The 11,763-nt window shown below is 67.1% G+C and carries 10 protein-coding genes; 3 read left to right on the top strand and 7 right to left on the bottom strand.

Translation table 11 applies throughout. The annotated features are described in order from the left end of the window. Nucleotides 1–9 precede the first annotated feature (9 nt). Nucleotides 10–273, top strand: a complete 264-nt coding sequence (locus tag MCHLDSM_RS04645; protein ID WP_048469106.1) for a hypothetical protein — start codon at nt 10–12, stop codon at nt 271–273. Nucleotides 274–371: 98 nt separating this feature from the next. Here MCHLDSM_RS04645 and MCHLDSM_RS04640 read toward each other — a convergent pair whose 3' ends face one another. Beyond that, nucleotides 372–896 (bottom strand): DUF421 domain-containing protein, encoded by a 525-nt coding sequence (locus MCHLDSM_RS04640; RefSeq protein WP_048469105.1) that lies wholly within the window; start codon nt 894–896, stop codon nt 372–374. A gap of 148 nt (nt 897–1,044) precedes the next feature. Here MCHLDSM_RS04640 and MCHLDSM_RS04635 point away from each other — a divergent pair, with 148 nt between their 5' ends. Continuing rightward, nucleotides 1,045–1,344: a hypothetical protein gene (locus tag MCHLDSM_RS04635; protein WP_048469104.1), complete on the top strand. Its 300-nt coding sequence runs from the start codon at nt 1,045–1,047 to the stop codon at nt 1,342–1,344. Here the strand turns inward: MCHLDSM_RS04635 and MCHLDSM_RS04630 are convergent. From MCHLDSM_RS04630 to MCHLDSM_RS04610, 5 genes are read right to left on the bottom strand one after another with little or no spacing between them, the layout of a single operon-like run. Then, entirely contained in the window at nt 1,304–2,746 is a 1,443-nt protein-coding gene (locus MCHLDSM_RS04630) for a chloride channel protein (RefSeq protein ID WP_063840602.1), read from the bottom strand. The genes MCHLDSM_RS04635 and MCHLDSM_RS04630 overlap by 41 nt on opposite strands. After that, nucleotides 2,743–3,825, bottom strand: a complete 1,083-nt coding sequence (locus MCHLDSM_RS04625; protein WP_048469103.1) for an Mrp/NBP35 family ATP-binding protein — start codon at nt 3,823–3,825, stop codon at nt 2,743–2,745. The genes MCHLDSM_RS04630 and MCHLDSM_RS04625 overlap by 4 nt, the downstream gene beginning before the upstream one ends. Continuing rightward, on the bottom strand, nt 3,822–4,667 hold the full coding sequence (locus tag MCHLDSM_RS04620) for a molecular chaperone TorD family protein (RefSeq protein ID WP_048469102.1): 846 nt from the start codon (nt 4,665–4,667) through the stop codon (nt 3,822–3,824). The genes MCHLDSM_RS04625 and MCHLDSM_RS04620 overlap by 4 nt, the downstream gene beginning before the upstream one ends. Then, nucleotides 4,664–7,594, bottom strand: coding sequence for a molybdopterin dinucleotide binding domain-containing protein (locus MCHLDSM_RS04615; protein ID WP_048469101.1), 2,931 nt, complete (start codon nt 7,592–7,594; stop codon nt 4,664–4,666). The genes MCHLDSM_RS04620 and MCHLDSM_RS04615 overlap by 4 nt, the downstream gene beginning before the upstream one ends. A 22-nt stretch (nt 7,595–7,616) precedes the next feature. Continuing rightward, on the bottom strand, nt 7,617–9,110 hold the full coding sequence (locus tag MCHLDSM_RS04610; protein ID WP_234713863.1) for a 4Fe-4S dicluster domain-containing protein: 1,494 nt from the start codon (nt 9,108–9,110) through the stop codon (nt 7,617–7,619). Nucleotides 9,111–9,458: 348 nt separating this feature from the next. Here MCHLDSM_RS04610 and ctaD point away from each other — a divergent pair, with 348 nt between their 5' ends. After that, nucleotides 9,459–11,198: an aa3-type cytochrome oxidase subunit I gene (ctaD, locus tag MCHLDSM_RS04605; RefSeq protein WP_048469099.1), complete on the top strand. Its 1,740-nt coding sequence runs from the start codon at nt 9,459–9,461 to the stop codon at nt 11,196–11,198. Here the strand turns inward: ctaD and MCHLDSM_RS34890 are convergent. After that, on the bottom strand, nt 11,167–11,658 hold the full coding sequence (locus MCHLDSM_RS34890) for a uracil-DNA glycosylase family protein (protein ID WP_131722599.1): 492 nt from the start codon (nt 11,656–11,658) through the stop codon (nt 11,167–11,169). The genes ctaD and MCHLDSM_RS34890 overlap by 32 nt on opposite strands. Between the last annotated feature and the right edge of the window lie 105 nt (nt 11,659–11,763).

The following is an 11,763-nucleotide window of genomic DNA, read 5'->3' as shown; positions in this document are numbered from 1 at the left end:
GACAAAGTCATGATGGTCGCGGTGAATTGCGCAACGGCTGCGGCCCTCGTCGCCGAGGGCGCGATCTGCCTAGATGCCGACCTGGGACTGGCGACACGCGACGGGCGGTCGATTGCGATTCCATCGGTCGACACGCATTGCGGTGCACCGATCTTGGTGTGCGGCTCGGCCGCCGCAGTGCAGGCCGTGGCGCAAGCCCTGGACGACGAGGGCCTTCCGGCCTGGCGTGTCGTCGACGCTGGCGGCACCCACTGTTGCCGCCACTCGGCGTGACTAGTCGCGTGGCAGCACCTCGATCAGCGTCACCGCCCCAGAGGCGCGGTGTCCTCGGAAGGGCCGACACGGCCGGTGGTCGATCTCCCATCGCGCAGTCATCCATCCAGTGCACCATCGACGTCGATCATGACGTCGTTGTCAAGCCTTGCGCCACTACGGATCACGCTGATCGAACCGTTGCGTTCCAGCGTTGCGCGTGACACGTCGGCCAAGCTTCCCACGCCGGCGAGCCGCAACTTCTGCCGTAACTCCTCCGCCAGGAGGTTCGCGGTTCGCAGCTGGTCGGGCAGGATCGCGCCGTCGACGACGAGCAGAACCGGTCTGCGGCTGACGAGATGGTTGACCCGGCGGAAGCGCCGCAGCCGCGACACGGCGTATTGGAGGACGAACAGCGTGACCAGGGCGACCAATCCCTGAGCGAGCGTCGGCTCCTGGAGGAGTGACGTCCGCGCGATCAGCGAGCCGACGGCCACGACGAGCGCAAGGTCGAACGCGGCCATGCTGGCCAGACTGCGTTGACCCATGATCCTGACCAACAGGACGAAGGCGGCATACATGACGACGGTGGCCACCACGACGGCCCCGAGATCCGACCAGGTGCTGATGAACTGTTCGATCATCTGACCATCATCGCCTGAATCCGATGAACGCACGACCCCCCACGGAGCCCGACCGGGTTTCGACTCACAATCATCGTTTGTGAGCTGACAACGAACGGGTATGCCTGGAGATCTAGCTCGCTGTAGGGTAATTCGCTAGCTTGAGTGCATGGGAGATACGTCAGCAGATCCGGTAGACCATCAACGCACGTCGCTTCGACACTCCGGCGAGGAATTCAAGGACACCCGGGCGATGCCGGGCCTCATCGCCGTCGGTGTGAGTTCGGCACTCATCTTCACTTCCTTGTTCGCCTTCGCCGTCGGCCATGTCGAGGCGGGCGTGATCGCCGCCGTCCTGGCAGTAGCTCTGATCGTGGGCGGTCTGACATGGCTCACGGTCGAACGCCGCCGGGTTCGACGCATCGAGGTCATCTATCTCCAGGCGCACCCGGAACCGGGCCCCCGGTGACCACACCCACGTGGTGGCGTCGACCATCGGCAACCGCAGGGTGAGCCGGTGCGGTGAGTCTGGCCGAGTAGATGGAGTAGCCGTCGATCCAGCGGGTCACGGCCGTCGCCAAGGCCGTGGCCACGATCATCGGTACCACGAGACCGAGCCCGGTTCCGGTGAGTTCCAAGACCAGCACCAGTGCGGCCAGCGGCGCCTGCATGCCTGCACCGATCATCGCCGCCGCACCGATCATCGCGTATGCCCCCACGGAGCTGCCCGGCCACATCAGGCCCCATAGTGAGCCGAGCGCTCCACCCAACACAGCACCGGTGCTCATCACCGGTGTGAACAGGCCGCCCGACGCGCCGCTGCTGAGACACAGGGCCGTGACCAACGGCTTCAGGATGGCCAGGGCCGCAAGCAAGCCGATGGTGCCGAGGCCGAGGAAGGCGTCATGCGCCATGCCCTTGCCGTTGCCGTAGAGCTGAGGGAAGGCCAAGGCGATGGCCGCAAGGATGCCGAACGCGACGAACGGGGCGAACAGCGACGGCCACCCCGTCACCCGGTGGTGGGAGATCCAGCCGATGAGCCGGATGTAGCCGGCGGCGAGCACCCCCATGATGGGGCCGGCAATCATCGCCCACACCAGGATTCGACTGTCGTAGGCGTAGTCCGGGATGCCGGGATAGGTCTGGTGTCGTGGAAGGTAGATCCACGCGACCCAGGTCGCGGTCGTCGAGCACACCAGGGCGGGCAGCACCACCGGAAGGTTCATCGAGCCGATCAGCACCTCGGCGGCGAACAGGGCCCCGCCGAGCGGCACGTTGTAGACCGAGGCGAGACCCGCACCCGCCCCGCACGCCACCAGGAGCCGGGTCTGGCCCGGTGTCATTCCCAACCAGCCGGAGAAGACGGAACCGGCCACGGCACCAAGGAGTTTCGGTGCGGCTTCGCGTCCGAGGGAGGCTCCGAGGCCGATGACGATCTCGGAGATCACCGAGGTGCCCAAGCTGCGTCGCACCGAGAGGCGGCCCTCGCCGGTCCAGAGCACTTCGTCGACCTCGGACTTCTGTCCCGGGGTGAAGCGGCGCAACAGGTACCACGCCACGCCGCCGAAGACTCCGGCGATCAACAGTGGCGTCACGCGGCGCCAGCCCGCGGCACGCGCCACGGCGTCGGTGAACCCGCCCTGGTTGCCATTGACGCCGAAGGCGGCGTGCTCGACGGTGAAGAGGATCCACATCATCGCGGCCCCGAGCAGTCCGGCGGCGACGCCGGTCGCCAGCACCAGCACCCAGAAGCGTGCCGTCAGGCGGGCGTCGCCGTCGCCGGTGACGTTGGGCTGCAGCATCGCTCCGCGGCCCGAGGGCAGCCGCCGCTTGAGCAGCGGCGGTGGAACGCGTTCGCGAGGCCCGCTCATCCCGTCGGCGTGAGGCTCAGTGGCCGTCCGGCCAGCGGCCGCCGTACTGGTCGAAGCCGGTCGACGATCTCGAGAATGGCGGTTGCGGAAGGGCTTCGGGGAGCGTTCACCATCACGGGGATACCGGCATCGCCGGCTTGTCTAAGGTCGACGTCCAGTGGCACGCGCCCCAGCACGTCGCAGCCGAGGTTCGTTGCGAGCTGGTCGCCGCCGCCGGAACCGAACAGCGCCGAGCCCGTGCCGCAGTGGGGGCAGATCGACTCGCTCATGTTCTCCACCACGCCGGCGATCGGCATGCCGACCTGCCGGGCCAGAGCGCCGATGCGCCCCGCGACCGACAGCGCGGCGGGCTGCGGGGTGGTGACCGCGACGAGTGCGGCGTCGGGCAACAACTCCAGCACCGAGAGGGTGACGTCGCCGGTGCCGGGCGGCAGGTCGAGGATCAGCACGTCCAGCTCACCCCAGTGGGTGTCTTCGACGAATTGTGTCAGGGCCTTGTGCAGCATGGGTCCTCGCCAGATCACCGGCTCGTCGGGCGGGACGAAGAAGCCGAGCGACATCAGCGCGACGCCGTGGGCGGGCACCGGGAGCATTCGGCCGTTCATCGCGACGGGCGCGCGGTGGACGCCGAATAGCTGGGGAACGGAGTAGCCCCAGACGTCGGCGTCGATCAGCCCGACGCGGCGACCCCGCTGAGCCAGGGCGACCGCGAGATTGGCGGCGATGGTGGACTTCCCGACGCCGCCCTTGCCGCTGGCGACGGCATAGACCTGCCGGGGTGGCGCCGGGTCGGCGACCGCGATGCGGTCGCGTTCGGCGGGTGTCATCGTGGTCAGTTCGACGTCGACGTCGGTGACGCCGTCGACGGTGCGGGCGGCCGCTGTCACGTCGCGGTTGATGCGTTCGGCCAGTGGACAATTGGGTGTCGTCAACGCGACCTCGATGCGCGCGCGGCCTCTTCGGCGCACCTCGACGCGGCGGATCATGCCGAGTTCGCCCATCGGTCGGTGCAGTTCGGGGTCGTGAACGGCCTCGACGGCGACCCGAACGTGGTCGGCGAGGATGTCTCGGTCGGTCATCGGTCGGCTCCCATCCCGGTCAGTACGCGGGCGGTGTCGTGTGCGCGCGCCGCCCACCAGTGCGTCGTGGCATCCGGGCGTCCAGCGTGCCATTGAGCCCAGTCCGCGGCGTGTGCGGCCAGCCATCGCAGTGTGGCGGTCTTGTCCTGGTTGAGCATCGCCTTGAGCGCGAAGCGTCGTTCACCGCGGCGGTATCCCACCCCAACGGACGCGGCGCCTGTCGAGAGGGAATGATGGGTGAGGACGAACCCGGACCGCACGGGACTCACCATGGCGTCCAGCATGTCGTCGAAATCGCAGTCGACCTCGATGGCTGCAGGTGCCTCCCGTAGCGCCAGGGGCAGCCGACCTAGTGGCGATAAGCGTCGATACTCGTCGTCCAGCACGGCCATGGTGAGATGAGCCCAGTCCGTGACACCGGCGACGTTCACCTCGGACACGGCGCGCAGATACCCCGGTGCCCACGGCCAAATGTGTTCGTGAAAAAGGGTTTCGGCGACTCGTCGGTAGCCGGGGGAATCGGCACGTTCGCCGAACTCGGCGTAGCACATCAGCAGCACGCCGAGATGATCGGCATCGGTGGGCGGCGCCTGGCCCGCGGCCCGCCAGAACCCCTCCACCCGATCAAGCCCGGCGCCACCGAGCTTGCCCTCCGGGCCCAAATGAATGGCGGCGTGTGGGGGAGCCGACAGCACGAAGGCCTGAGTGTGTGCGGCGCCGGTGGCCGGCGGCAGGCCGAGCGCCTCGAAGACCCGATGCGACTCGGGCGGCGGGGTATGGGCGGCGGCACCGAGGGCCCGGATCAACTCGACCCGGACGCCGGCCTCGGTGGACGTGGTCACGGGCTCGGGATCCGTCGCGCGTCCTCGCCCGGCTTGAGCGGGCGCATCAACCAGTTGGGCCTGCGGTTGCCGTCGGGCGAGACCAGTCGGGCGCCACGGGTCTTGGCGAGCCAGTCGCGATACACCTCACGGGAGGCGGCAGTGTCGACGCTGATGTCGCCCGCCCGATCGCCGGGCCCGGCGGGCGTGACGCGCACCGCCTGGTGCCAGCAATGCATCCCCGAGATCGGGTCGGGGTGCACCGGGAAGGTGAGATTCTGATGAACGCCGGTGTCACTCCACCAGATTCGCTGGGTGTCGGGGTCGCTGCTGGCGTGCGGCGCCACGGGCCGGAGCCGCGTCATCGACCACTCGTCGCCGTCGCGGGCGAGGTCCACCGTCGCCATCATGGAACCCACGCCACCGGCCTGCTGCTCGGTGCGCCAGCGCCCCATGTGGTGACTGCAGGCCACCACACCGGGCCGGATACCCTCGGTGATCCACGCCTTGGCGACGAAGTGCCCGATCGCCGTCTCGACGCGGACTAGGTCGCCGGTGCGGGCGACGCCGAGCCGGGCGGCGTCGCTCGGATGCACCCACACCGGGTTGGTGTGCGCCAGTTCGTCGAGCCACTTGGCGTTGGCGGAGCGGGTGTGGATCTGCGTTGGCAACCGGAACGTCGACAGCAGCACCATCTGGTCGTCGTCGAGGTTCTCGGGGTGGACGTGACTCTTGATGTAGCCGGGCAGCGCATGTTCGGGCCAGCCCCACGCGGCCAGCGTGGTCGAGTAGAACTCCAGACGCCCCGAGGGCGTGGGGAATCCGCGCAGCAGCTGATCGTCGACTCGCACGCCGACGGCGCGCCTGCCCTGGGCGTCGGGGTCCGGTGCCGCCAACGGCACGACGTTCGGGCTCGCGGGCTTGGGTGCCGACGTGTAGATCCGCCCCGACTCGTCGACGTGCGAGCCTTCGAGCTCGTCGGCGGGAATCTCGTGTTCGTGCACTGCCCCGATGCCCTTGGCGATCTCGAAGGCGCCGTAGCGCCGCATGAACTCCAGCGGCGTCAGACCCTCCGCCGCCGCCTTCTCGGGCAGCCCCGGCACCGAGTTCTCGAACATCCAGCCGTAGTACTCGTCGACGCCGAGCTTCTCGCCGGGATGCGCCCTCGACTCGTGGTGCTGCCGGATGCCCAGCTCACCGTCCGGGTCGATGCGCCAGGACAGGTCGATCCAGAACTCGTTCTCCTCCCACACCTCGCCAGGGTTGACGTCGCGGGTGTCGGTGACCGTCTCCCCCAACCGCTGCTTCGCGGCCCGCAGCACCGGCTGGCGGAAACCCAGCCACTGGCCGTCGTACTGTTCGTAGGAGTGGGTGTCGTGGCGTTCGGAGGCGTGCCCCATCGGCAACACCCAGTCGGCGAGGTAGGCGGACTCGTTCCACGTCGGAGTAAGCGCGACGTAACAGCCGACGGCCTGCTCGTCGGTCAAGACCTCCATCCACGACAACCCGTCCGGGTTGGTCCACACCGGGTTGTAGACGCGACTGAAGTACGTGTCGAGACGGCCGCGGCCGTCCTTGATGAGATGGGGAAGCAGGAAGGACATCTCGTTCTGCGCCAACGGGTATTCCAGCGGCCATGTCAGGTCCTGCCACACCGCGGGATGCGCCGGCGTGTGAATGGGCTTGGGCACGAACTTGTTCCACGCGTTGGGGTACGTGCCACCCTCGGTACCGATGGCACCCAGCAGCGCTGACAGCAGGACGACGGTGCGCGACACCTGCCAACCCCCCAGGTTCGACGCGGCCGCGGACCGCCAGCAGTGCGCAGCGAAGCGGTGGCCGGCGCCCGCGACGGTCTCGGCGACGGCGCGCAGGATGTCGGCGGCGATGCCCGACTCAGCCGACGCATACTCGAAGGTGAACTCGTCGTAGAGGCGCGACAGTTCGGCTTCGAACGACTCGAACACCGGTGGCAGGTCGGGTGCGCACGCTTGCAGATACTGAGCCCAGTTCCACCACCGGCGGACGAAGTCGCGGTCGTAGGCACCGGTGGTGATCAGGTGTCGTGCGATGGCAAGGTTGATCGCCGCTTCGCTACCGGGTTGCGGGGACAGCCAGTAATCGGCGTGCGTCGCGGTGTTGGACAGGCGGGTGTCCAGCACGATCACCTTGGCACCGTTGGCTTTTGCCTCGGTGATCCGCTGGGCGTGCGGGTTGAAGTAGTGCCCGGTCTCCAGATGGGAACTGATCAGATAGATCACCTTCGCATTGGCGTGGTCGGGGCTGGGCCGGTCGATGCCCATCCAGAACTGGTAGCCGGTGCGGCCTCCGCTGGAACATACGTTTGTGTGCGAATTGTGCCCGTCCACACCCCAACTGGCGAGCACACGTTCGGTGTAGCCGTCCTCACCGGGGCGGCCGAGGTGCACCATGATCTCGTTCTGCCGCTCCTCGGTGATCGCGGTGCGCAACCGCTCGCCGAGCGCGTCGAGCGCGGTGTCCCAGCTGACCCGTTCCCACTGTCCGCCGCCGCGCGGGCCGACGCGCCGCAGCGGGTACAGGATTCGGTCGGGATCGGTGATCTGGTTGATGGTGGCCGGTCCCTTGGCGCAGTTGCGGCCTCGCGAGCCCGGATGTTCGGGGTTGCCCTCGAACTTGCGGACGTGCATGTCGTCGCGGTCGACGTAGGCCAGCAGCCCGCACGCCGACTCGCAGTTGAAGCACGTCGTCGGCACCAGCATGTAACGGTGCTCGACGCGTTTCGGCCAGGAGCGCGAGTCGAGTTCGACCCAGTCGTCCCAACGCTCCTTGGGCGGGAACGAGGCCAGATGCACCGCGCTGGGACCCTGGTAGAAGGTCTCGCCGCGCGCCTCGGTGGCGCGGCGGGCAGCCGACACGCGCTCGGCGCGGGCGTCGATATCGTCGGACGTGTGCTTGCGCTTGAACATTGGCGTTGCTCCTTGGGTGGTTTCAGGCCAGCGGGACGGACTGGCCGGCCTGAACGTAGGCATGTTCGTAGGCGAGTAGACCGATCAGGGCGAACGGTGCGGCGACCCAGCCAATCCACGGTGCCGCGATCGCAACGACGACGGTGCCAACGCCGACCCAGAAGAAGCGCGCGAAGCGGCCGCGGGTCAACTCGTAGGTTGCGAGATGGGCGTGGGCGGTCACATGCGGAACGGTCAGCTCCGTGGAGATCAAGAGCACGTGCAGGGCGGCGGCGATGGCCAGCGTCCACTCCAGAACCGCCACTGCGTGGTCACTGGAAAGAGCAGTCGCGAAGGGCAGCAGTCCGGCGGTACCGGCGAGCACTGCCTGCACCGCGAGATGTGCTGGCAGCAAGGGGCTCTGCCACATGTCGCGCGCCTTCGCTTGAGCGAAGAGGTACGCGGTGTAGCACGCGGTGGCCAGACCCAGGGGGATGGCAAGCGCCCCGCAGACCACCTCGAGCCAGCGAACGTCGAACAGGGCCGATACGAGCGACAGGCCGACGATGCCGCCGTACCCGCCGAGCACGAACGAACCACGTACCAGCCAGCTGCCCCAGTGGTGGCGCGTGAAGATCAGGTAGAACCGGAATGGATGCTTGAGATCCCAGATGAGCAGCACGCCGGTGATGCCGAGGAAGGCCAGCGCGCCAAGCGGCGCAACCCACTTCGTCGAGACCTCCTCCCAGCGCAACACACCTAGCAGGGCCAGCGCCGCCGCCACGACGAGCAAGCCCGCCGAGAGGCTCTTCGTCCAGGTGTAGAGGCTGACCCGCCACCCCCAGGGGGCGTGGTGCGGCACGTCGTAGGAGACCAACGCCGCGGCTGAGGACGTCGGCCGGTGCGGGTGGCCCGCGGCGACCAGTTGCGGGTCGCTCGGATCGCCCTGCGTCGCCCAGGCGTACAGCCCACCGTCGGGCCGCCGAGCGGCAAGGGGATCCAGCGTCGCCTGGTGCGCGCCGAGGTAGAAGACCCCCGGCCCGGTCTCCTTCTCGGGTCGTCGTACTGCGACGGGCCTGCGCTGGACGAGTTCGGCGACCTTCGAGGTGGGATCGTTGAGGTCGCCGACCAGGATCGCCTCGGTGGGACACACCGATACGCACGCCGGTTCGAGCCCGACGTCGAGGCGGTGCGCGCACATGTTGCACTTTTCCGCCGAGTGGTCCTCCGGGTTGATGAAGATCGCGTCGTATGGGCACGCGGCCATGCACGCCTTGCAGCCGATGCAGATCGACTTGTCGAAATCGACGATGCCGTCCTGGCGCTTGTACATTGCGCGGGTGGGACAGGCCGCGACGCAGGGCGCGTCGGTGCACTGGTTGCACCGGGTCACCTGAAACGCACGGCGTGCTTCGGGAAACTTACCCACGTCGACGGACTTGACGTAGGTCCGGTTGACCCCGAGGGGCACCTCGTTCTCGCTCTTGCACGCTGTACTACAGGCGTGACAGCCGATGCATCGGGTCTGGTCGAGCACCTTCACCCATCGCCCGGGTTGTGGGGACGTGATGGTCATGACTTGAAACTACGACCTGACTCGCGCCTCTGGGCGGAAAGCACCCACAAGCATTGCTTGTCGGTCCACAAGCCAATACCGATGCTCAGGCGATCCGTGTCACACCCGAAGGGGTATTCCGAACGAAGGACCCGACGCCATCCCTCGGCCGCCTTCCAGCTGAGTTCCGCGCCATCCAAGCGACACGTCACAAGGAAGGCTTGTTGGACAAAAGCACCGAACCGCGCCCACCATAAATCGACGATCACGTAGCGCACGCTCTAGTCCCACGGACGCGTCGCGTCAGACGACCCAGGAAACGGGCTCCTCATGACGGCAACGGCACCACCGCAACTTTCGGCGCGCCGGCCCTTCCCAGAGCGCCGCCGCCGCATCGGCACGGTGCTCTATCAACTGGTGACCGCCACTGACCACAAGTTGATCGGGCAGATGTACATGGTCACCGCCTTCGGGTTCTTCTTCGCCGGCGGCCTGATGGCGTTGTTCATGCGCGCAGAATTGGCCACCCCCGGACTGCAGTTCTTGTCCAACGAGCAGTACAACCAGCTGTTCACCATGCACGGCACGATCATGCTGCTGCTCTACGCGACGCCGGTGATCTTCGCCTTCGCCAACCTGGTCCTGCCACTGCAGATCGGCGCACCCGACGTCGCCTTCCCCCGACTCAACGCGTTTTCCTACTGGCTGTTCCTGCTCGGTGGGCTCATCGTCATGTCCGGGTTCATCACCCCCGGCGGGGCCGCCGACTTCGGGTGGACGGCGTACGCGCCGTTGAGCAACGCGATCCACTCACCGGGTGCGGGCGGAGACCTGTGGATCATGGGTCTGATCGTCGCCGGTCTCGGCACCATCCTGGGTGCGGTGAACATGATCACCACCGTGGTCTGTATGCGCGCTCCCGGTATGACCATGTTCCGGATGCCCATCTTCACCTGGAACGTCTTCGTCACCAGCATCCTCATCTTGATGGCCTTCCCGCTGTTGACAGCGGCGCTGTTCGCGCTCGCCGCCGACCGCCACCTCGGTGCCCACGTCTACGACGCGGCCAACGGCGGTGTGCTGCTGTGGCAGCACCTGTTCTGGTTCTTCGGCCACCCAGAGGTGTACATCGTCGCGCTGCCGTTCTTCGGGGTGATCACCGAGATCCTCCCGGTGTTCAGCCGAAAACCGGTGTTCGGGTACACCACGCTGATCTACGCCACGCTGTCGATCGCCGCGCTGTCGATGGCGGTGTGGGCCCACCACATGTTCGCGACCGGCGCGGTACTGCTGCCGTTCTTCAGCCTCACGTCCTATCTGATTGCGGTGCCGACGGGCATCAAGTTCTTCAACTGGATTGGCACGATGTGGAAGGGGCAGCTGACCTTTGAGACGCCCATGCTGTGGTCTGTCGGGTTCCTGGTCACCTTCCTGCTCGGTGGGCTCTCCGGGGTGCTCCTCGCCAGCCCGCCGATCGACTTCCACGTCACCGACACCTACTTCGTCGTCGCGCACTTCCACTACGTCCTGTTCGGCACCATCGTGTTCGCCACCTACGGCGGCATCTACTTCTGGTTTCCCAAGTTCACCGGGCGCCTCCTAGACGAGCGGCTCGGCAAACTGCACTTCTGGCTCACTTTGATCGGATTTCACACCACCTTCTTGGTGCAGCATTGGCTCGGGACCGAGGGCATGCCCCGGCGGTACGCCGACTACCTGCCCTCCGACGGGTTCACCACACTCAACGTCATCTCGACGATCGGTGCGTTCATCCTCGGTGTGTCGACCATCGTGTTCGTCTGGAACGTCTTCAAGAGTTACCGATATGGCGAGCCGTGCGTCGTCGACGATCCGTGGGGCTACGGCAACTCGCTCGAGTGGGCGACGAGCTCACCACCACCGCGACACAACTTCACCGAGCTGCCTCGAATTCGTTCGGAGCGGCCCGCTTTCGAATTGCACTATCCGCACATGTCACCGCGTATGCGGCGGGAGGCCTACATCGGCCGTCACCACGGCGGGCCCGGTGGCGGCGACGTCAGTAGGAACGACGAGAACGTGCGGACCTGAATTCCATCGAGATCGCGCTGAGGGCGTTCTCGATGCGGCGCAGCGACGTCGAACGTGACCCAGCGTTTCGCTGCGAGGGGTGCGGCGCCGCGAGGACGCGGTACAACTGGGCTGGCGTTTCGGCGGTGACGGCGAGCATGAAGCCTGCCAGAGCGGCATTGCCGAGTGTCAGCACGATGTCGAGTTCGGTTGTCAGCGTGAGCACTTCGCGCACGTGCTCGGCTCCGGCGTTGATGTCGGCACGGCGTGCCGCGCGCGGACGCCCGTCCTCGTCGGTGAGCGCCCACGGCACGGTGTTCCACTTGATGCACTGGGCGCGCGAGATCCCGGCTTTGGCGACCAGACTCGCGAGGAGCCGATTGGTTCCATCGGCGTTGTCCATTGAGCAGAAGCCCGACCCGGCAGATGCAACGGTACGGGTGGCGGGCGATTCCATCAGAATGAGCAGCCGCGCGTGCACGCCACCGTCGTCGGGGTCGAACCAGGGAATCGACGTGGTCTCATGGGCCGCTCGCCAGCCGCGGACCAACGAGTTCAACGGGGCGACAGCGGGATCGTCAATGCG

Source organism: Mycolicibacterium chlorophenolicum (assembly GCF_001044235.1).
In the GTDB taxonomy this organism is placed as follows: Bacteria; Actinomycetota; Actinomycetes; order Mycobacteriales; family Mycobacteriaceae; genus Mycobacterium; species Mycobacterium chlorophenolicum.
Note: the sequence above shows the minus strand (reverse complement) of the source record. Positions and strands in the feature narration are given on the sequence as shown.

Excerpts from the sequence above, each read along its gene's own strand:
- MCHLDSM_RS04645 (WP_048469106.1), top strand. The coding sequence starts at position 10 with ATGATGGTCGCGGTGAATTGCGCAACGGCTGCGGCCCTCGTCGCCGAG.
- MCHLDSM_RS04640 (WP_048469105.1), bottom strand. The coding sequence starts at position 896 with ATGATCGAACAGTTCATCAGCACCTGGTCGGATCTCGGGGCCGTCGTG.
- MCHLDSM_RS04635 (WP_048469104.1), top strand. The coding sequence starts at position 1,045 with ATGGGAGATACGTCAGCAGATCCGGTAGACCATCAACGCACGTCGCTT.
- MCHLDSM_RS04630 (WP_063840602.1), bottom strand. The coding sequence starts at position 2,746 with ATGAGCGGGCCTCGCGAACGCGTTCCACCGCCGCTGCTCAAGCGGCGG.
- MCHLDSM_RS04625 (WP_048469103.1), bottom strand. The coding sequence starts at position 3,825 with ATGACCGACCGAGACATCCTCGCCGACCACGTTCGGGTCGCCGTCGAG.
- MCHLDSM_RS04615 (WP_048469101.1), bottom strand. The coding sequence starts at position 7,594 with ATGTTCAAGCGCAAGCACACGTCCGACGATATCGACGCCCGCGCCGAG.
- ctaD (WP_048469099.1), top strand. The coding sequence starts at position 9,459 with ATGACGGCAACGGCACCACCGCAACTTTCGGCGCGCCGGCCCTTCCCA.